This is a genomic window from Oxalicibacterium solurbis (assembly GCF_014635845.1).
Lineage (GTDB): Bacteria > Pseudomonadota > Gammaproteobacteria > Burkholderiales > Burkholderiaceae_D > Oxalicibacterium > Oxalicibacterium solurbis.
In genome coordinates this window covers 846,661-866,410 of the sequence record NZ_BMDP01000002.1, presented here as the reverse complement: position 1 = coordinate 866,410, position 19,750 = coordinate 846,661, and the positions used below count along the sequence as shown (strand labels likewise).

At 59.7% G+C, this 19,750-nt stretch carries 23 protein-coding genes; 12 read left to right on the top strand and 11 right to left on the bottom strand.

What is annotated here, in order from left to right; translation table 11 throughout:
• Window position 1 precedes the first annotated feature (1 nt).
• The 4 genes from IEV40_RS09700 (at window position 2) to IEV40_RS09685 (ending at window position 3,795) form a co-directional block, all read left to right on the top strand.
• A complete protein-coding gene (locus IEV40_RS09700) occupies window positions 2-640 on the top strand; it encodes a tRNA-uridine aminocarboxypropyltransferase (protein ID WP_188420985.1) in 639 nt (212 codons plus the stop codon).
• Window positions 641-755: 115 nt separating this feature from the next.
• Complete coding sequence (locus tag IEV40_RS09695) at window positions 756-1,265, top strand: DUF1993 domain-containing protein (protein WP_188420983.1); 510 nt, start codon at window positions 756-758, stop codon at window positions 1,263-1,265.
• Window positions 1,266-1,577: 312 nt separating this feature from the next.
• Window positions 1,578-1,820, top strand: a complete 243-nt coding sequence (locus IEV40_RS09690) for a hypothetical protein (RefSeq protein ID WP_188420981.1) — start codon at window positions 1,578-1,580, stop codon at window positions 1,818-1,820.
• Window positions 1,821-1,929: 109 nt separating this feature from the next.
• Window positions 1,930-3,795: a bifunctional metallophosphatase/5'-nucleotidase gene (locus IEV40_RS09685; protein WP_188420979.1), complete on the top strand. Its 1,866-nt coding sequence runs from the start codon at window positions 1,930-1,932 to the stop codon at window positions 3,793-3,795.
• A 77-nt stretch (window positions 3,796-3,872) separates the two neighbouring features.
• On the opposite strand, the gene IEV40_RS09680 is transcribed toward IEV40_RS09685, so the two are convergent.
• On the bottom strand, window positions 3,873-4,460 hold the full coding sequence (locus tag IEV40_RS09680) for a flavin reductase family protein (protein WP_188420977.1): 588 nt from the start codon (window positions 4,458-4,460) through the stop codon (window positions 3,873-3,875).
• A gap of 124 nt (window positions 4,461-4,584) precedes the next feature.
• Between IEV40_RS09680 and IEV40_RS09675 the strand changes: the two genes are divergently transcribed.
• Window positions 4,585-5,250 carry a class I SAM-dependent methyltransferase gene (locus IEV40_RS09675; protein WP_188420975.1) on the top strand — a complete coding sequence of 222 codons (666 nt, stop codon included), beginning with the start codon at window positions 4,585-4,587 and terminating at the stop codon, window positions 5,248-5,250.
• 49 nt (window positions 5,251-5,299) lie between these two features.
• Here IEV40_RS09675 and IEV40_RS09670 read toward each other — a convergent pair whose 3' ends face one another.
• Together IEV40_RS09670 and IEV40_RS09665 are read right to left on the bottom strand one after the other, a co-directional pair.
• Window positions 5,300-7,951 carry an autotransporter family protein gene (locus tag IEV40_RS09670; RefSeq protein ID WP_188420973.1) on the bottom strand — a complete coding sequence of 884 codons (2,652 nt, stop codon included), beginning with the start codon at window positions 7,949-7,951 and terminating at the stop codon, window positions 5,300-5,302.
• A 10-nt stretch (window positions 7,952-7,961) separates the two neighbouring features.
• Window positions 7,962-8,174, bottom strand: a complete 213-nt coding sequence (locus tag IEV40_RS09665; protein ID WP_188420971.1) for a hypothetical protein — start codon at window positions 8,172-8,174, stop codon at window positions 7,962-7,964.
• A gap of 152 nt (window positions 8,175-8,326) precedes the next feature.
• On the opposite strand from IEV40_RS09665, the gene IEV40_RS09660 reads away from it, so the two are divergent.
• Window positions 8,327-8,911, top strand: coding sequence for a TetR/AcrR family transcriptional regulator (locus IEV40_RS09660; protein WP_188420969.1), 585 nt, complete (start codon window positions 8,327-8,329; stop codon window positions 8,909-8,911).
• Window positions 8,912-8,940: 29 nt separating this feature from the next.
• Window positions 8,941-10,227 (top strand): MFS transporter, encoded by a 1,287-nt coding sequence (locus IEV40_RS09655; RefSeq protein WP_188420967.1) that lies wholly within the window; start codon window positions 8,941-8,943, stop codon window positions 10,225-10,227.
• A 54-nt stretch (window positions 10,228-10,281) separates the two neighbouring features.
• Here IEV40_RS09655 and IEV40_RS09650 read toward each other — a convergent pair whose 3' ends face one another.
• Both IEV40_RS09650 and smpB read right to left on the bottom strand, forming a co-directional pair.
• Entirely contained in the window at window positions 10,282-10,932 is a 651-nt protein-coding gene (locus IEV40_RS09650) for a class I SAM-dependent methyltransferase (protein WP_229724038.1), read from the bottom strand.
• Between the two features lie 46 nt (window positions 10,933-10,978).
• Window positions 10,979-11,449, bottom strand: a complete 471-nt coding sequence (gene smpB, locus IEV40_RS09645; protein ID WP_268234578.1) for an SsrA-binding protein SmpB — start codon at window positions 11,447-11,449, stop codon at window positions 10,979-10,981.
• Window positions 11,450-11,501: 52 nt separating this feature from the next.
• Between smpB and IEV40_RS09640 the strand changes: the two genes are divergently transcribed.
• The 4 genes from IEV40_RS09640 to IEV40_RS09625 all read left to right on the top strand — a co-directional run bounded on the left by IEV40_RS09640 (window position 11,502) and on the right by IEV40_RS09625 (window position 13,908).
• Window positions 11,502-12,227 carry a sulfite exporter TauE/SafE family protein gene (locus IEV40_RS09640; RefSeq protein WP_188420962.1) on the top strand — a complete coding sequence of 242 codons (726 nt, stop codon included), beginning with the start codon at window positions 11,502-11,504 and terminating at the stop codon, window positions 12,225-12,227.
• Between the two features lie 412 nt (window positions 12,228-12,639).
• The gene (locus IEV40_RS09635; protein ID WP_188420960.1) at window positions 12,640-13,038 is read left to right on the top strand and encodes a GreA/GreB family elongation factor; all 399 of its coding nucleotides are present in this window, start codon (window positions 12,640-12,642) and stop codon (window positions 13,036-13,038) included.
• On the top strand, window positions 13,035-13,181 hold the full coding sequence (locus IEV40_RS09630; protein WP_188420958.1) for a hypothetical protein: 147 nt from the start codon (window positions 13,035-13,037) through the stop codon (window positions 13,179-13,181). The genes IEV40_RS09635 and IEV40_RS09630 overlap by 4 nt, the downstream gene beginning before the upstream one ends.
• A 214-nt stretch (window positions 13,182-13,395) precedes the next feature.
• A complete protein-coding gene (locus tag IEV40_RS09625) occupies window positions 13,396-13,908 on the top strand; it encodes an AmiS/UreI family transporter (RefSeq protein ID WP_188420956.1) in 513 nt (170 codons plus the stop codon).
• An 88-nt stretch (window positions 13,909-13,996) separates the two neighbouring features.
• Here the strand turns inward: IEV40_RS09625 and IEV40_RS09620 are convergent, their stop codons facing one another.
• Together IEV40_RS09620 and IEV40_RS09615 are read right to left on the bottom strand one after the other, a co-directional pair.
• Window positions 13,997-14,692, bottom strand: a complete 696-nt coding sequence (locus tag IEV40_RS09620; RefSeq protein WP_188420954.1) for a MarC family protein — start codon at window positions 14,690-14,692, stop codon at window positions 13,997-13,999.
• Window positions 14,693-14,728: 36 nt separating this feature from the next.
• Window positions 14,729-15,658 (bottom strand): DedA family protein/thiosulfate sulfurtransferase GlpE, encoded by a 930-nt coding sequence (locus IEV40_RS09615; RefSeq protein WP_188420952.1) that lies wholly within the window; start codon window positions 15,656-15,658, stop codon window positions 14,729-14,731.
• Between the two features lie 215 nt (window positions 15,659-15,873).
• Here IEV40_RS09615 and IEV40_RS09610 point away from each other — a divergent pair, with 215 nt between their 5' ends.
• Window positions 15,874-16,062: a hypothetical protein gene (locus IEV40_RS09610; RefSeq protein WP_188420950.1), complete on the top strand. Its 189-nt coding sequence runs from the start codon at window positions 15,874-15,876 to the stop codon at window positions 16,060-16,062.
• A gap of 66 nt (window positions 16,063-16,128) precedes the next feature.
• On the opposite strand, the gene IEV40_RS09605 is transcribed toward IEV40_RS09610, so the two are convergent.
• From IEV40_RS09605 to IEV40_RS09590, 4 genes are all read right to left on the bottom strand, one after another.
• Window positions 16,129-16,365 carry a hypothetical protein gene (locus tag IEV40_RS09605; protein WP_188420948.1) on the bottom strand — a complete coding sequence of 79 codons (237 nt, stop codon included), beginning with the start codon at window positions 16,363-16,365 and terminating at the stop codon, window positions 16,129-16,131.
• Window positions 16,362-17,279 carry an archaetidylserine decarboxylase gene (asd, locus tag IEV40_RS09600; RefSeq protein WP_371870046.1) on the bottom strand — a complete coding sequence of 306 codons (918 nt, stop codon included), beginning with the start codon at window positions 17,277-17,279 and terminating at the stop codon, window positions 16,362-16,364. Before asd ends, IEV40_RS09605 begins: the two co-directional genes overlap by 4 nt.
• Window positions 17,280-17,346: 67 nt before the next feature.
• Window positions 17,347-17,568, bottom strand: a complete 222-nt coding sequence (locus tag IEV40_RS09595) for a hypothetical protein (protein ID WP_188420946.1) — start codon at window positions 17,566-17,568, stop codon at window positions 17,347-17,349.
• 84 nt (window positions 17,569-17,652) lie between these two features.
• Window positions 17,653-19,608: an AsmA family protein gene (locus tag IEV40_RS09590; RefSeq protein WP_188420944.1), complete on the bottom strand. Its 1,956-nt coding sequence runs from the start codon at window positions 19,606-19,608 to the stop codon at window positions 17,653-17,655.
• Window positions 19,609-19,750: the final 142 nt, after the last annotated feature.

The window sequence follows — 19,750 nt, the reverse complement described above, 5'->3', positions numbered from 1 at the left end:
GATGAAACGTCCGCACTGCCTTCGCTGCCTGCGCCCGCAATCCACCTGCATCTGTCACTGGATCAGCCCGCTCGATACGGCGACGGAAGTGCTTTTCCTGCAGCATCCGATGGAAGTCGCCCATGCAAAAGGCAGCGCGCAACTGCTGCATCTGAGCTTGCCGCACAGCCGGCTCGTCGTTGGCGAAACCTTCGATGAAGAGACATTGCACGCCCTGCTCCATCGGCCGTTTGAAGAGCAACAAAACGATCGGCAAACCGGCATGACGATCCAGCCGGTGCTGCTCTATCCCGAAACGGCAGGCAGCGCGCCAGCGGTTGAAGTCGCCGATATCGCATCGATCGCATCGCATGCGCGCTCACGGCTGCGGCTGGTCGTGCTCGACGGCACATGGCGCAAGAGCAGCAAGATGCTGCATTGCAATCCGCTGCTGCTGCAACTGCCGCGACTTGCCTTGCGCAATCCGCCGCCATCACATTACGCAATCCGCAAGGCGCGCCGGCCTGACCAGTTATCCACCTATGAGGCAACCTGCTTTGCGTTGGCGGAACTGGAAAACGACAGCGAAAAATTTTCGCCGCTGCTTGCCGCTTTCGAAGGCTTCATTGCCCAGCAGCAGTCCTACGTGCAGTCGCAATAAACGCCGACGGAAGAAGAAAACGGAAGAAACAAGCCGTCGCCGGCAGCGTTTTGGGTTCCTTTCTATAATCGCCGCAGCTTCGCCGTTCAACGCTGTCCCGATCCAAGGAAAAACCATGACCATTTCTCTCTACGCCGCTTCCATCCCCGTCTACAAGCAAATGCTCGGCAGCCTGGCCGACATCCTGAACAAGACCGAATCCCACGCGACCGACAAGAAGATCGATCCAAACGCATTGCTGCAGGCGCGTCTTTATCCGGACATGTTCCCGCTGCTGCGCCAGGTGCAGATCGCCTGCGACTTCGCGCGCAGCGCCGTTGCGCGCTTGTCGAACGCCGATATTCCGAAAGTGGCAGACGACCAGCAGACCTTCGCCGACCTGCAGAAGCTGATCGCCGACGCCATCGCTTTCGTCGATACCGCCACGCCGGACAAGATCGACGGCCAGGAAGCACGCGAATTCGTCGTTCGTGCCGGCACGCCGCACGAACGCACCTTCAACTGCCAGCACTATCTGCTGCATTACGCGTTGCCGCAGTTCTTCTTCCACGTGACGACCGCTTACGACATCCTGCGCCACAACGGCGTGGAAATCGGCAAGAAGGATTACATGGGCGCTTACTGATTCCGTTGATTCCGTTGCTGCAGCCGGCATGACCGGACGTCATCGTTCGTGCCGGCTTCTTGTTTTTTGCCTGCTTTGCACCATGAACTGAAGTTCTCTGCCGCTGCGCCCTGCCATTCCGCACCGTTGCATGTGTTGTTGCGCGCTGCTTGCAAGTTAATAGGACATCAATAGAGATGGGTGTTTCGTCATTACTCCACGCTTGAGGTGTGGAAATTGCGCATCGGATTGCGCCGGCGGTGCAACTTGTCCTTACGGATGCGCGATCAGGCTCCTATAATGAACCTGAGCAACCACCGAGCGAGTCTTGCCATGAGCGACAGGAAAATGTTCTCCGAAATGGACAGCGACAGCCGGCGCTTCTATGCGAAGATCGTCAATACCGCGCTGTCGAATCTGTATGCCGTCGAGCATCAGCTGTTCGATACGCTGATCTGCGAATCAGACGATCCCGACGTTATGCTGCGCTGGGAAGAAGCCGAACCGCTCATCCTCGAAACGATACAGCGCCGCATCGACGCCGACCCCGAGGATCGCAGTTGGCTGGGACTCTGAAGCAACCCATCTGTTCCTTCGCATTACCCGCCGTTTCGGCGGGAATTCACCATTCTTTCATCGTCATCCACTACACTGCATCTTTTGCCTGAACAGCTGAACGATGCAAATGCATTTCCCACTCCGGTTTTCTTCCCCTTCATTGCGTTTTCCGTGCATTGCCTTGCTGGCTTGTTCGACGCTGCTGGCTGGCTGCAGCCAACTGCAAACAGCGCATGAGTCTGCGACTCAACCGTCTGTCCCGACAGCCGCAAAGGAAGCATCGCCGGATGCCACGCCATCCGGCGATGCACCTGTCAAGGTCCGCATCCTTGCCTTCAACGATTTGCATGGCAATCTGGAACCGCCACATCTGGCCGTTTTCGCGCCTGATCCGAATCGGGAACATTCCAGTGTCGTGGTGCCGGCCGGCGGTATCGCATACATGGCCGATGCCATCAGCCGACTGAAGCAGGAAAACCCGAATCACGCCGTCGTCTCCGCCGGCGACATGATCGGTGCGTCGCCACTGCTGTCTGCGCTGTTTCTCGACGAAGCGACCATCGATGCCGTCAACGCGATCGGCATCGATTTCAACGCCGTCGGCAACCATGAATTCGACAAGGGCAGCAACGAACTGTTGCGCATGCAGCATGGCGGCTGCGAACGGTTTACACCGCGCCTGCCGTGCTCGCTGGACGGCCACTTCGCCGGCGCCAACTTCGGCTTTCTCGCAGCCAATACCCAACGCAAAAACGGCGGCACGCTGTTTCCCGCCATCGGCATCAAGACCTTCGGCGACGGTGCGCGCAGCGTCAAAGTCGGCTTCATCGGACTGACATTGAAAGGAACCGCCAAGCTGGTCGCGCCCGGCGGCGTGCAAGGCATCCGCTTCGCCGACGAAGCCGCAACTGCCAACACACTGGTGCCGCAACTGAAGGCGCAAGGCGCCGATGCAATCGTCGTGCTGATCCATCAGGGCGGTACGACTGCCGGCAGTTACAACGGCTGTTCCGGCCTGGCAGGCGACATCGTGCCGATTCTCGACCGGCTCGATCCGGCAATCGACGTCGTCGTCTCCGGCCACACGCATCACGCCTACATCTGCGACTATCGCCCGCCGCAGGCAAACCGCTCGCTGCTGCTGACCAGCGCGGGACGCTACGGCATGCTGTTGACGGACATCGAACTCGCCATCGATCCGCACGCGCACAAGGTCGTCGGCAAAGCGGCACGCAATGTGATCGTGCAGAACGAAGGTTTCACCGACGATAAAGGCCGCAGCGTCGCGCCGAACGCCGCCTATCCGCGTTTCGCGCAGAACGCTGCGGTGGCAGCCGTCGTCGAACGCTATGCGCAGGCATCAGCGCCGCTGGCGCAACGCACGGTCGGCAGGTTGACAGCTTCGCTATCGCGCCAGCCGGTTGCTTCCGGCGAAAGTCCGCTCGGCAACCTGATCGCCGATGCGCAGCTGGCCGCGACGCAGGCGCCACAGAACGGCGGCGCGCAACTGGCATTGATGAATCCCGGCGGCGTACGCGCCGACATCGAAGTACCGCCCGAAGGCGGCAACGTGAATTTCGCGCAATTGTTCAAGGCACAACCGTTCGGCAACAATCTGATCGTGCGCCGCTTGACCGGCAAGCAGTTGCGCACCGTGCTGGAGCAGCAGTTCCGCTCCGGCAGCAACACGACTGCGCGCCCGCGCGTGCTCTTCCCGTCGCAGGGATTCAGCTATGCATACGACCTGAAGCAACCGCCGGGGAAACGCATCCGCGACATGAAGCTGAACGGCAAGCCGGTGCAGGACAATGCCTACTACCGCGTGACGATGAACAGCTATCTGGCAAATGGCGGCGACAACTTCAGCGTATTCAAGCGCGGTGAGCCCGTGGCAGGCGGCATGCCGGACATCGATGCGCTGGAAGGCTATCTGCAGATCCGTTCGCCGGTATCGCCGCCGGCGACCGATCGTATCCAGCGGCTTGATCGCTAGCGGTCTCAATCAAGCGGGATATCGCAAGTGGCATCTCGTCTCTTGCGTCTCTTGCAGCACGCATCTCGCAACGCACTTCACAGCATTTCCGGCCTGAATTTCGCACGCCGGCTGACCTGCCTGCCGGACAGCGTGAAGATGCCGTCACCGGTGTAATGCACGGCCTGCGGATATTTCGGCGTGCGTGCGACATGCGCCTTGACGACCTCGAAGATGAAAAAATCGTAGCGGCCGATCAGCCGCTTGTCGTGCAGACGGCATTCGAGATTGGCGAAACACTGCGTCAGCAGCGGCGCATCGACGTGCTTCGCCTGCTGCGTTGTCAGGCCGAATCGCTCGAACTTGTCGACATCCGCACCCGAGCAGTTGCCGATACCGACCACGGTATCCAGCATGTCCGCCGTCGGAATGTTGATCACACACTGCCCGCTCTTGCGAATCATCGCGTGGCTATGGTTGCCGCCGGCGATGATGCAGCCGACCAGCGACGGCGTGAATTCCATCACCGTGTGCCAGCCCATCGTCATCACGTTGTCCTCGCCTTTCCAGCTGGACGTGACCAGTACGATCGGCCCCGGCTCCAGATAGCGGCGAATTTCCGCCACCGGCAAGTCCTTCTTGCCGATTGTCTTGGCTGATTTGGTTACCTTGCTCGCTGCCTTCATGTCGAACCACCTTTCCCTGCCGATGTCATAACGAAGCCGGCTATTCCCCATGCCGCTTGCCTGTCGGCATTTCGACAGGATGCAGTGCCGAAAGTTGTCTTCACTTTCCGATCATGGAGTCGCGATGTCCAACCGCACCCTGAATCTCGACGATACGCTGTACCGCTATCTGCTCGACGTCTCGTTGCGCGAACATCCGGTGCTGGCCGAACTGCGCACCGCCACGCAGACACATCCACGCAGCAATATGCAGATTGCGCAAGAACAGGGCCAGTTCATGGCATTGCTGATTCGCCTGCTGGGTGCACGGCGCGCACTGGAAATCGGCACATTTACCGGTTACAGCGCGCTGGCTGTGGCACTGGCGCTGCCGGATGACGGCCAGCTGATCACTTGCGACATCGACGCCGGCACCACCACTCTGGCGCAGGAATACTGGCAACGCGCCGGTGTCGACCACAAGATCGACCTGCGCCTTGCCCCCGCTCTGCAGACGCTGGATTCGCTGGTCGCCGAAGGCCAGGCCGGCACTTTCGACTTCATCTTCATCGACGCCGACAAGGCCGGCTACGACGCCTATTACGAACACAGCCTGCAACTGCTGCATCCCGGTGGACTGATCGCAATCGACAATGTCCTGTGGGACGGCAAGGTCGCGCATCCGGCGGAACCCGGCGACGCCGACACGCGCGCCCTGCAGTTGCTCAACGAAAAACTGCATCGCGACGAGCGCATCGATCTGTCGCTGCTGCCGATCGCCGACGGCCTCACGCTTGCCAGGAAACGCTGATCGACATGAAGAAACAGAGCAAGTACTGATAGTGTGTTGATATCGTTTCCTACCAAATGTAGTGCAGGCCGGCCGTAATCGCCTGACCGGTTTCATTTCCGGCCAGCAGCGCATCGTAATTCAGGAACCAGTAACTATTGTTTGTTTTTGCGAACGTGACGCCGACTCCGACCTGAGCCGCATCCCGCCATTGCTCGACGCCGTATTGCGTAAAACTCTGGCCCGTCACATCGCCCGCAAATGCAGCCTGCAGCGAAGACGCGCCGTCATTAAATTCATGCAGCCATTTGATTCGCCCTTCGATCATCAGTTTGCCATCCCCTACCGACAGCTCCTTGTCAATACGCGCGCCCACACCGGACTGTACGCTTTCATATGTTGTGCGTTCGCCATGCAGGCCGATCTCGCCCGCACCGCTTTCATCGAAGGCTTGCTCGCGCTGCCATGTATAAGAAAGCGAAACGAGCGGACGTAAAGTCAGTGTCGGCGACAGCAAAATCCGATAGCCCGTTTCCGCATACAGGCCGGCCTGATAGCCATCGTAGTCGGCATCAGCCCGAAAAATCGAACCGGCAAAGCCGATATCACGCTGCGTATCGTTGCTGTGCCGACCGATGCTGCCAAGCACATCGAAATAGACATCGTCTTTGCTATAGCTGCCGTACACGCCGAGCTTGACACTGTCTGTTGTGGCAGATGCGTTATTGGCACGAAAGTTAGCGTGCATACGCGAGATATCAATGCCGCCACCGGCCAGCCAGTCAGGCGTCACGCGCATATCCATTCCCATTGCCAGACCGGTCGTATCGTAATCGGCACCAATGGCTGTATCGCCGCCGTTGCCGTCGAGATGGCCTGTCATGCCATAGGGCCGCACCCAGAATCCGCGACCATGTTCCATCTCGTCGTCATGCCATGTTGCAAGTCGTTGTGATACGGCGCGGCCGAACAGATTGTTCTGTCGGAGGCTAAGTCCTGCGAGCGTTGCATGCACGCCGCCGCCGTTGAGGCTGGAAAATGCTCCTTGCGCCTGTGCGGCGGACATCGTGACGATCTGGTTGACGGTTGCCGTCATGCCGCCCAGTCTTGCATTCTCGTCCAGCGATGCGGCGACAGCCTTGTCGTTCTCGCTCGCCACTTCGGCCAACGTGGTCGCATTGCGCTGATAGCCGATATAAACACTGTTCAATCCCGTTCCGGTATTCGTGGAGAACACGGTGGAGTCGATGAAAGCGGACGGATTGTAGGCGGTAAAGCTGCCAGTGACACAATCGCCGGTACACTGGATGACCTGCTGTTGCTGCCAGTTGCTGTAATCGCCGGGACGGAAATTGGCAACGATCGTGCTGCCGGGATCGATCGTGACAGAACCGTTGACGACAAGACGGCCTGCTGATGCAGGCATCACATCGACCTGTAGCACCCCGTTGCTCTTGTTTTCGTAATTCCCCGTGATAGTCAACGCACCTGTGCCATCACCGACGCCTGGATGAATGGTGCCGTCGTTCCATAAATTACCGTTGACCGTACCGGTACCGGAGACGACACCGGAAACAGTGCGCGGTACCATGACGCCCGGATACGGATTCGATGTAACGAAAAGCGTGCCGCCCGCACCTCCGTCAGTCGTGAGCGTGCCAGCCGATTCGATATGGACGGGGCTGATTAGGATCGCGGACAGCGCCAGTGAGCCGGACTGGATGACTGTGTTATTAAAGGTCGCATCTGTCTGCCAGTTCCACGCCGTGCCGCGCATCGTCAGTGTATTGAAGTTGCGGAAGGTGCTATCGACCGTACCCGATCCTTCCAGAAAAACATTGCTGTTGCCGCCACCACCGTTGGACGCGCCGACGATCTGCGATCCGGTCTGTAGGATGAAAGTATTGTTGCCGCTGTTGCCGAACTGGACTGCGGTATCGCCGCTGGCGCCGCCGTGACCTTCCAGCAGACCTGCATTGACAACCGTATCGCTGCCGTTCAGACCACGGAATGCATACGATTGATCGCTGACGATGCTGCCGCCAGCCAGATTGGTGACGCTGGAGCGGAAGGAAGAAGCGACCGTATTCATGAACACGGCCTCTGCTTCAGCGCCGTGCGTAAGAATCGATCCGCCGTTCACCAGCGCGTTGCCATCGCCCTGTGCATAGACGCCGCTGGAATCGCCGCCCGACGTTTCAATCGCGCCATTGTTGGTGATCGTATTGTTGCCGCCGACGACATGAATCGCATTGGACGATCCCGTCTGCGTCGTGATCGCTCCGTTGTTGGTGATCGTGTTGCCGACACCGCCCCCGCCTGCCGCAGAAGTGCCGATCTGGATGCCGCGTGTACTGGTGCCGCTTGTGACGATCGAACCGTTGTTGATGATGGTGTTGTTGTTCGAGAGCCCCGATATCGCTCCCTTGAGTCCTGAGCCGGGACCGCCGGTCACGACGATGTCGCCGTCATTGGTGACCGAGCTTTGGCTTTGTACCTGCAAGCCCAAACCAGTAAAGCGCAGCACTTCGCCGCCCCCCGGCACCTGCACACCGATGGTGACGCCGGTACTGCCGGTTGCGGCCACCACGCCCGGTGCAGTCACATTGGGAATCACGCCGACGCAATTGACCGTTGCGCCGGAAGCCGGTGCGATGTTGTCGCATGCTGCCTGGGCGGAAGTCGACACGATGCTCATCGAGGCGGCAGTCAAGACAATCAAGAAAGGCTGCTCACACCTTATCTCTGCTACATCCTGAAACTTTTTCATTTTCATATTTACTTTCCACGCGATCGGTTGAAGGGAAGAAGAGCTTTGAGAAAAAGAACGTGGCTGAACGATGAAGAGGCAGCACAAATATTTTTGTCCACCATTGTTTTTCCGTTTCTTTGCAGCAGGATTTGAGGCGAATGACTCTTGATATAAGGAAATAAATGATGTCCATTCTGCGTCGCTTGTGATTTTTTATCAATATTGCAATAAATCAAATGAATAGTCGTCACAAAGGCGCATCATCTTTATTGATGACGTACAACATCTATTGTATTTATGAGGATCATCATCTATGATCCTCATTCAAGCAACGAAAGGACACACATGCCACGCGTATCGAAAGAACAGACCGAACGCAACCGTCATGCGATCGAAGACGCATCTGCCAGTCTGTTCAAGGGAAAAGGGTTTTCGGGCGTCAGCGTCGCCGACCTGATGTCGGCGGCCGGTCTCACTCACGGCGGCTTCTATGGGCATTTTTCATCGAAGGACGAACTGGCTGCCGTTGCCTGCGACCATGCATTCAGTCAGTCTGCCGAACGCTGGGAAAAACGCATCGCCGATTCGCCGGACGAAAAAGCCGCTCTGCGTTCCATCGTCGATCACTATCTGTCGCAGAAAACATTGCACGATGCCGGCAACGGCTGTCCCGGTGCTGCGCTGGCGGTCGATGTCGCGCGTGAACCGGACGACAAGCCGGTACACGCAGCCTATCGCGCAGGCACGGCCGAACTGGTCGAAATCCTGGCGACGCTAGCGCCTGGCGATACCGATCAGCGCCGCGCAACTGCATTGACGCAATGGTGCACGATGGTCGGCGCAGCCGTTCTGGCACGTGCGACGCGCGGCGATCCGATGGCCGACGAACTGCTAGCCGCAGCGCGCGACCATCTGCTTTCCGATCGCTGATCCGTTCTTCACTCTTTTCCGAGAACCGCATGTTTGCCCATTCCCTTTCGTCGTGGCTGCACCGCCGCGGCTTGCATTATTCGTGGCTGATCGTCGCCATCACCTTCCTGACGATGCTGACGTCTTCCGCCGCGCTCGGTTTGCCCGGCGCACTGCTGCAACCGCTGAGCCGCGAGTTCGGCTGGAGTACCGATCAGATTTCTTCGGCGCTGGCAATCCGCTTCATCCTGTTCGGCCTGATCGGGCCGTTCGCGGCGATCCTGATGGAACGCTTCGGCCTGCGCCGCGTGATCTGCATCGCACTGGTGCTGATCGCCGCATGCCTGATTCTCTCCACGCAGATGACGCAACTGTGGCATCTGTTCGCGTTATGGGGATTGGTGCTGGGTGTCGGCTCCGGCATGACGGCGCTGGTGCTGGGCGCCGTCATCGCCAATCGCTGGTTCGACAAGCGGCGCGGCCTCGTCATCGGTCTGCTGACTGCCAGCTCGGCCACCGGGCAGCTAATCTTCCTGCCGTTTGCCGCGTGGCTGATCGAGCACTATGGTTGGCGCACCGCCGTGTTTCCGGTTTTCGTCAGCTGCGCCGTCGTTTGCGTGCTGGCCTTTCTTTTCGTTCGCAGCCATCCGCATGAAGTGAGGTTGACACCTTACGGCAGCGATCCGCACATCGAGCCGGCCGCACCGGTCACGTCGATGCGCATGACGATCTGGGAACCTTTGCGCATGCTGGCAGAAGCCTCGCGCAACCGCACCTTCTGGGTGCTGGCCGGCACTTTCTTCATCTGCGGTCTCAGCACCAGCGGCCTGATCCAGACGCACTTCATTTCACTGTGCGGCGATTACGGACTGTCCGCCGTGCCGGCCGCCAGCGTGCTGGCGATGATGGGCGCTTTCGATTTCGTCGGCACCATCCTGTCCGGCTGGCTGTCGGATCGCTATGACAATCGCAAGCTGCTGTTCTGGTATTACGGGTTGCGCGGGCTGTCGCTTCTGTGGCTGCCGCATTCGGAGTTCACGCTGTACGGGCTATCGCTGTTCGCGATGTTCTACGGCCTGGACTGGATCGCCACGGTACCGCCAACGGTACGCCTGACCGGTGCGACTTTCGGCAAGGAACGTGCAGGCATGGTGTTCGGCTGGATCTTCGCATTCCACCAGCTCGGCTCGGCCTTCGCCGCCTATGGCGCGGGATTGAGCCGCACCTGGCTGCTGACCTATACGCCGGCACTTTATGCGGCGGGTGGCGCCTGCCTGTTCGCGGCGGCGATCATCTTCATGATCCGCAAACCGCAACCACAGGCGGCGCGCAGCTAATTGTATTTAGGCGTAACTGCGCGCACCTGCACATCTACACTTTCATTTTCCTGCTCAATCGGCCTTGCGCCAGACCGAGGCCAGCCAGGGCTGCTGGTCGCGCGGCAGCCCCGCTGGCCTGTAGTAATGCTCGAGTTCGACGAAGCCGGCATCGTGCATGTAGCGCCGCCAGCTTTCCAGCGTGTGATAGCTGCCGTAGCGGCCGCGATTCCAGCCCTCTTCGTCGTTGCCGCGCGGGTTCGATGCGAACAGCACGCCGCGTGGCTTCAGCGTCGCCTGCAGTTCGCGCAGCACGCGCAGCAGTTCCGCAGCCGGCACATGGAACAGCGAGGCATTGGCGAACACGCCGTCGAAATACGCGGGTGGCAATTCCAGCTTCAGGAAATCCTGCTGCCAGACATCGCAACCGCTTTCCGTCTTTGCCATCTGCACGAATTCCGCCGTGCCGTCGAGGCCGATCGGCGCATGGCCGCGTGCAACAAACGCTTTCAGGTCACGCCCCGGGCCGCAGCCGAAATCGAGGATGCGCAGCGGCGGCGTTCCTTCGATATGACGCAGCAGCGCGTCGATGTTCTGGCTGACGTCGTGATCCCACGTACCTTCGCGGAAGGCATCGGCGCGCTCGCCGTAGTGCGCAATCGTCACTCCGCTGATGCGTTCCATCGATTCATCGGTCTCGCCCTGCTTGCTGGAGCTTTCGTTCATCCTGTTTTCCGTCGCTGTATCCGTGTTTTTGCATCCATGTTTTGCATCAACGCTTGTGAACTTTCATGATGCGCTGCTGTTCGCGCTGCCAGTCGCGTTCTCTTTCCGTATGGCGCTTGTCGTATTCGCGCTTGCCCTTTGCCAGCGCAATGCTGCATTTCACGCGGCCGCGTACCCAATGCAGATCCAGTGGCACCATCGTGTAGCCGGCCTGCGCAACCTTGGATACCAGCTTGTCGATTTCGCGCGTGTGCAACAGCAGCTTGCGCGTACGGCGCGCTTCCGGGTGGCTGAACGACGAGGTGCTTTCCAGCGAACTGACATGTGCACCGAACAGGAAGATTTCGTTGTCGCGCGCAATCACGTAGGCCTCCTTCAACTGCACGCGGCCGGCGCGAATCGCCTTGACCTCCCAGCCCTGCAACATCACGCCCGCTTCGTAGCGGTCTTCGATCGCATAATCGTGAAATGCCTTCTTGTTGTCTACAATGCTCATGTTCTCTTCATCCTTCCCGATAACTAGAGTGTAACCGCGATACCAGGACACCTGTTTCCCACCACATTCCTTGATGACTTCCTATTTCTTCGTCCTGCTGGTCGGGCTGGTTGCCGGTGTCGTCAGCGGCGTGATCGGCACCGGATCGTCGATCATGCTGCTGCCCATCCTGGTCTATACCTTCGGCCCCAAGCAGGCGGTGCCGATCATGGCGGTGGCTGCGGTAATGGCGAATTTCGCGCGCGTGCTGGCATGGTGGCGGCTAGTGGACTGGCGCGCTTTCGCCGCATATTCCGTTACCGGCATCCCGGCTGCGGCACTGGGTGCGCGTACCTTGCTGGCGCTGCCTGCCGATATCGTGAATGCCTGCCTCGGCATTTTTTTCCTCTTCATGATTCCGGCGCGGCACTGGCTGAGGAAGCACGATTTCCGCCTGAAGCTATGGCAGCTTGCCATCGCCGGCGCCGGCATCGGTTACCTGACCGGGCTCGTGCTGTCGACCGGGCCATTGAGCGTGCCGGCCTTCACCGCCTACGGCCTGACCAAGGGCGCGTTCATTTCGACCGAGGCAGCCAGTTCACTGTTCCTCTATATCAGCAAATTGACTACCTTCAGCGAACTCGGCGCATTGCCGCCGGACATCTTCATGAAAGGCGTGCTGGTCGGGGCATCGCTGATGGCCGGCACCTTTGCCGGCAAGATCGTCATGCTGAAACTGAGCGACAACGGCTTCCGGTTGCTGCTCGATGCGCTGCTGTTCTGTTCGGGATTGTCGCTGCTATGGGCGGCAATCCGTTGAAAAACCGCAAGGTTGACGAAAATCCCCTAGCGGCTATACTCGACCGTTCTACTCCTGATTTCCTGTTTCATTTCTGTCCATAGATATCACGCGATGATTTCGTCCGCCGTCCTGTCGATCCGCACGTCTTCCCCTCGGGAAGCGGCGCACGCGCGCGCGTTGCGAATGACGGCCCACCTGGCCGCCGCGTTTGCCGCCTTCGCGGCTTTCACCAAAGACCTCGCCTGCCTCCCTTCGGCTCGGTGAGCGTCTCCCCGGAACCCACACGGTTTCCTCTTCGCTCCCGAGCCTCCCACACAGCCTTTCCGTTCGTATTCCGTTACCTGCCGGTGCGCTGACGCGCCAGCGTTGATCGTTTTCTATTGACCGTTTTCTTTATGCCGGCATGATGCCGGCTGGGAGTTTTATCGCCATGAGCCAACAAATCCGTCTGAACCGGCAGGATGCCGCCCGCCTGCAAGCGCTTGCCGAACAAATCCTTCATCACGATGGCGCAGAAAGCGCGGCAGCCGAACGCCTGCTCGACGTCGTTTCCGCCGCCTTGCTGACGGATGAAGCGCCTGAACACGCATCACTGCATTCGACCGTTACCTTTGCTTCTGCAGGTACAGCGCAAACCATCACGTTGGTCGAACCGGGCGATGTCGATCCTGGCGCGGCACGCATCTCGGTACTCGCACCGGTAGGACTCGCGCTGCTGGGAAGAAAACCGGATGACGAGTCCGAAGTGGCACTGCCGTCCGGGCGCACTGGAAAAATCCGTATCGTCGCCGTTACGCAACCGGCAACCGATACATGCGCCGTCCCATGAACAATCGTTATCGCCCGCGCCACGGCAATGCCGCACGCATCATTGAAAGAACCCGCAAGACACGCAAGCGCTGGTGTATCGCCGCGCTTGTCGTCGCCGGCACATGCCTGGCGGCGCCGTTGCTCGCGCTACTCGGTGAATGAGACGTGAAGATGCGAGGGCGTGGCGCCTCTTCCAGCCGGATTTTCGTCCGGATTTTCAAAGTCATGGTTAGCTTGCCGGTTCGCCGGCAGGCAGGTGTGCGAGAATGCACGCCGCTCGCGCGGCATGCATCGTGCCGTCCAGCCTCTTTTTTCACACTACCCGTTTACCATTTGATTATCGGCAGGCACAAAGCGGCCCGCCAAAGGACACCTTATGCTGCAGGGACTTTCGCTGCTTTACGTCGGCGCCGTTCTCTTTCTCAACGGTCTGTGGCTGCTCGATCGCATCGGCGACCGAGAGATATGGGTCATCAACATTTTTGCCGGCGGCATCACGCTGCTGGTTGCCCTGCGGATGGCTTTCGGCGCCGATGCCGACGCCGAGTCGATCCGGGGCGCAGCGCTGACGCTGCTGTTTACGTTCACCTACCTGTGGGTGGCGCTGAATCGCTTCAACGGTGCCGATGGCCGCGGACTGGGATGGTTCAGCCTGTTCGTTGCGATCACCGTCGTTCCCGTCACCTTCGATGCGCTGTCGCATGCCGAGACCATTCGCGACATCTGGCTCGGCCTGTCGTGGGCGAGCTGGGCGGTGCTGTGGTTCATGTTCTTCCTGCTGCTCGCCAAGGGCCGCAATATCGCCCGGCAGACCGGCATCGTCACCGTCCTGCTCGGCATCTTTACCGGGTGGCTGCCCGGCTGGTTGATGCTGGACGGCATTCTGTAATGCATCGGCAATAGATACGCGCTACAACACTACCGGCTGCGTTAATGAAATACGGGAAACGCATTTCGCAAACCAAAAGCGAAGCGAATCAGGACACGAGGCCCGATTCGTTCAACAGGTCAACCACGCCGTGCCAGAAGATTTCGATGCCGATGCACAGCAGGATGAAAGCCGACAGCCGCAACACGACCATCGTGCCCAGCCGGCCCAGCATGCGCACCATACCGTTCGCATAGCGGTAGCACAGCAGGATCACCAGCGTCGTCAACCCCACGCCAAGCACGGCGCTGCCGGCCGAGATCACCACGTCGGGCAGTCGCAGCGGTGTATTCGCACCCAGCGTGATCGAGGCAGCAATCGAGCCGGGACCGACCGTCAGCGGAAAGCTGATCGGATAGAAGCTGCGCACCTTGAATTCGTCTTCCGACCAGACCTGGCGCGTCGCCACCTGCGCGCGGATCGCATCGCCGTCGCCGCTGTTGCTGTCGTCGTTCAACAGCCGCCAGCCTGTCGCAATGACCAGGATTCCGCCGCCGACGCGCACGATCGGCAGCGAGATGCCGAAGAACGCCAGCACGTGCGAGCCGATGAACATCGCGCCCAGCAGCATGAAGAAGCAGTTGATCGTCACCTGCCGCGCCAGGCGCTTTTCCGCATCGCGGCTGATGCCGGTGGAAAGCCGCGCGAACACCGGCGCATTGCCGAACGGATTCAGGATCGGAAGCAGCGTGATCGGCACCAGAATGGCGGCCTTGAAGAATTGAATCAGTAGCGGTTCGGTCATCGTATAAGAAGTAGCGTCAGGCAGGCGTCGCCAATATCAATTCTGTTCCACCGTATAACCGGCCGCGACCCAGGCATCGATGCCGCCGGTCAATGGCCTTACGCGCGTATAGCCGCGCTGCATCAGCCGCTTTGCCAGTCGCGCTGCCGATACCTCGTTCGGGCATGCGCAATAGATGATCACTTCGGAATCGGTTTGCGGATTGATGACCAGCGCGCTCAGATCGTCGTCGGCCGACATCACCATAGCTCCGGGAATGCGTCCGTTTTGCCGGGCCAGGCCGGTGCGCACGTCGATGATGGTCGGCGGATTGCCGCCCTTCAGCAACGCATCGAGCTCCTTCACCGTGATGCGCGCCATCCGCAGATCCTTCAGGAAGGTATAACGCTGCCACCATTTTTTCGCCAGATAGACGGCAAAAGCCAATGCCACCAGCGCCAGCCCCCATTTGCCCAGGCTGGCCAGAATATCCAGCAGATCGGATACCGCCGAACTGAACAATGAACCGAGAAAGATCGCAGAGCCGCACCACAACATCGCGCCCAACGAATCGAACAGCAGAAACTTGCCGGAACGCGTGCCGATCGCTCCCGCCAGAGCACTGGCTACCGATGCGAATCCGGGGACGAATTTCGCAATCAGCAGCGATGCCGCTCCGTAACGAGCGTAGACGCCTTCCGTTTGTCGCACGCAGGAATCGGGCGACAAGGAAATGCGGCACAGCTTCGCCATCACGCGCCCGCCATAACGACGACCTGCCAGATACCATGCGTAGTCGGCGATCAGTGCGGCGATCACGCCGGTCAGCAACAGCATCGGCGCCGAATATTCGCCGCGCCCCAGCAGCGCGCCGGTGATGACCAGCGTCGGATATGCCGGTACGGGCGCTCCGAGCTGCTCAATCAGCACATTGCCGAAGACAAAGAGCAAACCGTATTGTTCGATCAGATCCAGCAGGAAGTTCATGGCGATTTCGTGGCGCTAAAAAATACAGGGAAATTTGTTACGCGAAGCATATCAGTCCATATCGGGGTGCGTCGCGACATTTCAAAACGCAAGCCATTGTTTTTTGCCATGACGGCCATAGCCGCGGCGAATCTTTGGTTGCGCGATGAGTCAAACCGGCATATTTGCACGAGGAGAACGACATGGCGCGTACGAGCAAGGAAACCGGCAGCCACATGCTGGAAGAAGCAGACATCGGCAGCGGTGAAAAAAGACCGGCCGATCACGAAACGGAAGAAGAAATCAGCAAGATAAGAGATCAGACGAGAAATCAGCCCGGGCACAAGTCTTCCGGCGAAGCCGAACGTGACGGAACGGACAAAGGGTTGTTACAGGATGAGCCGTTTCCGCCCAAGGGAAACTGAATGATCAATCAGGATGAGCGCATGCCGGCAGTGCTGCAGGGAAACATGAAAGGCCTGCCGGCTGCCTCATCCGCCACGCAATGCCGGCATGAACAGGCCGGCTACGAACCAGACCGCATGGCAGATCCACCACAGCAGCACATACAGTCGAATCTGTTCGGCCGACCACCACGGCGCGCGAAACCAGTCGATGAACAGCAAGGCGCGCCAACCTTCCATCCATTCGGCACCCTGTCCGCGTAATACCCACAACATGTAGGCGGTATCTGCAGCAAAAAACAGGATCCAGATGCCGAGGCTCATGTGCCTGCTATATCACCCATGGCACCCGCAGCACCTGCGCCGTCTGCCGCCCCTGTTTTTGCCTGCGCCACCGCATCGGCCATCGCTTCGCCGAGCCGTACCGGCCCCGCCGCCAGCCACTTCGCATTGAACGTCAGCCTGTTCTTCGGAAACAGCATGACCACCGTGGAACCAAGCAGGAAGCGGCCCATTTCGTCGCCCTTCTTCAACGTCAGGTGCTGCCGGTCGTAACGCCATTCGCGCACCTTGCCGGTACGCGGCGGATTGACGACACCATGCCATACCGTCTGCATGCTGCCGACGATGGTCGCGCCGACCAGCACCATGACGAACGGGCCGCGTTCGCCTTCAAATACGCAGACCACGCGCTCGTTACGCGCGAACAGACCCGGCACGCCGCGCGCCGTCGTCGGATTGACCGAGAACAAACTGCCCGGCACATAGATCATGCGCATCAGGCGACCGTCGCACGGCATGTGGATGCGGTGGTAATCGCGCGGACTCAGGTACAAGGTCGCAAAGCTGCCGTCGACAAAGTGCGCTGCCAGATCGGCATCGCCGCCGACCAGCGCCGTCGCCGAATAGCTGTGCCCCTTCGCCTGGAAGATGCGGTCATGCTCGATGCTGCCGAACTGGCTGATCGCGCCATCGACCGGACAGATCAGATCCGTAGCGGAAATCGGGCGTGCACCGCTGCGCAAGGCGCGCGTAAAGAAATCGTTAAAGGTCGGGTAACTGGCGATGTCCGGATTGGCAGCCTCGTGCATATCGACGCCGTACTTGCCGATAAACCAGCGGATCAATGCAGTCGTGATACGGCCCAGGCGCGCGCCGGCGATGCAGCCGGCAAAGACGGTCAGCGCTCTTTTCGGCAGCAAGTATTGGGGAAGAACCGACAGGCGGGTAAACAACATAGGGTAATCGTTGGTGGAGTTCGGAATGATCGTAAATGATCCGGAATGATCTGGAAATGCAGCGGCTTCAGGCCGTCCGAACCGCCGTGATGCGGTCGATAAAGAATTCGCCATCGACGAAACAGCGATGCGGCACGCCGACAAGTTCGAAACCATCCGCGCCGCCATCGGCGATCCATTGCTGGGCCAGCGGGTCGAATTCCTCCGGCTTCATGCGCAGCATCTGTGCGGAGATGACGAACTGCGCGCCATCCTTCTGCTTGCCGACGATTTCCTGCACACTGGCCATCCGTTCTCCCTCGGAATCAAAAAGTGCCGTCATCATAGCGGGTGTTGCGCTCGAATTCCATCGATGCCCGCAATCAATTCTTGCTCAATTCGATGCGTCTTCCGGCGCGCGCTGTGTTGCGCTCTTCCTCACTCCATCCTCTTTCGACGCGCCTTGTTCCCTGAAAACCTGCTGGCACGGATCGGATTCAGGATTTGCGCCATCCCAGATCGATGTAACGATGATGCTGGCGCCGCTGGTCAGGATGGCGGCGCCGATGCGCGCAATGGTGCCGACCTTGCCGGTTTCGTCCGATTCCCATTGCGGTTTGGCAATCGGGCCGACAATCTTCACATTGCCGCCGAAAGTAGACCAGCCGAGCGCGACACCGGAACGCGCACGCACACGGCCATGCAAATCCAGCGTCTGCGTACGCATATCGACCACGCCGCCGGCCAGCAACTGGCTGACGTCGCTACGCGCGCCGGCTATGCCTTCGCCGCGCGCCACGCCATCGCGGAACGGCAGCCGCGCGCTGATGCACGACAGATCGACACGATCGGCATCCTTGGCCGACAGCAGCCCGGTCAGCCAGAATTCCGCCTGCCCTGCCTTTTGTGACAGCACCTGAGTACGCGCGATGCGAATATCGAGCGGCCCGCTAACCGATGCCGCCAGCGCCTTCATCGATGCGCCGATCGCATGCACACGCATCTCCACCTGCATGCGGCCTTCGCTCAGTTCGACCTTCTTGTCAGTCTCCTTGAACCAGCGGCCGAGCAACGTGTTATCCAGCTTCAGATTCAGTTCGACAGCCTGCCGCTTACCCTCGAACACCGCATCGCCGCTGGCGCTGCCGTCCAGTAGCTTGCCGCTGAACGACGGCACAACCATTCTGTCATCACGAAAATCCAGTTGTGCAGCCGCCTCGCTCACCTCGATGCCGTTGCGCAGCTTCAGGCGATCGATCGTGATCTCCGCATGACCATCCTTGCCAACCAGGCCGGCCAGCAGCGGCCACGGCAGTGGCTTGTCGCGAAACAACTGCCCCGTTTCCTTGGCCGGCAACGGCGGACGGCCGGCATCGAGAAAGGTCTGGATCATGTCGATACGGTCCGCATGCAGGTTCGCGTTGAAGCGCGGGCGCGGTCCGCGTTCCAGCCAGCCATCGCCACGCAGATTCAACTGCCCCATCTGCAGCTTTGCTTCTCGCAGATCGATTCGATTGCCATTGCCCTGTAGCACTGCGCTGGCCTTCAGCGCGACCGGCGAGCGCTCTGGAATATCGAGAAACGCGTAAGCCTGCTGCAACGATTTTGCATCGACAGAAACGGCGAACGCATAACGCTGCAGTGCCGGATCGAGCGGCAACTCGCCATCCAGTGCCAGCGCCGCCTCGCCGATTCGCAGGTTCAGTTTTCCTTTCGTCGTTGCGCCAGCCGTGCCGGCTTCGGACAGATCGGCCAGTGAGCCCTCCAGTTCCAGCAGTTGCCCGTTGCGACGCACACGCGCATCGATCGCCAGATTGCGCAGGCGACTGCCAGCATGCATGCGCAAGGTTTCCAACTCCCATTCGCGTTGTGTGCCATCCGCATTGCGAATGACAACGATGCTGTGATCGGCACTCAGCTGATGCAAATCGAACGACGACTGCGTGCCGTTCGCCGACGGCAAAATCCAGTTGCGTCGCCCGTCTCGATCCGTTTCAAGATGCATCTTCAGTCCGTCGAACTGCAAACCGGCGACGACGAATTCGCCATGCAATAGCGGCAGCAGTGCGAAGCGTGCGGTAATGCCGGAAGCGCGCACCATGTCGCGTTCCTGCGTCCAGGATGGATTCGATAGCGCTACGTCGGCTGCGTACAGGTGCGGCGTCGGCAGCAAGGATAGCGAGACGTCGCCCATCGTCAGCTCTCGGCCCCATGCCTGCACGACGTGCTCACGCGCCAGCTGTTTCAGCCGATCGCCGTCGATCAGCGTATGCAGCGCGATAACGCCTGCTGCCAGCATCAACGCCAGAATCGCTGCTCCCCACAACACGCCTTTCTGCCATCCGCGCATCCGCCCTCCGACAAGTGATGCGGATGAGCATAGTACAGACGCTGCGCCGCGTCATGCCGGACACCCGGCCGAGCGGCGTAGGAAAGCGACGACAAGACAGCCGCAGTGATACAGTAATTACCGCCGGTCAACGAGAGGGAGA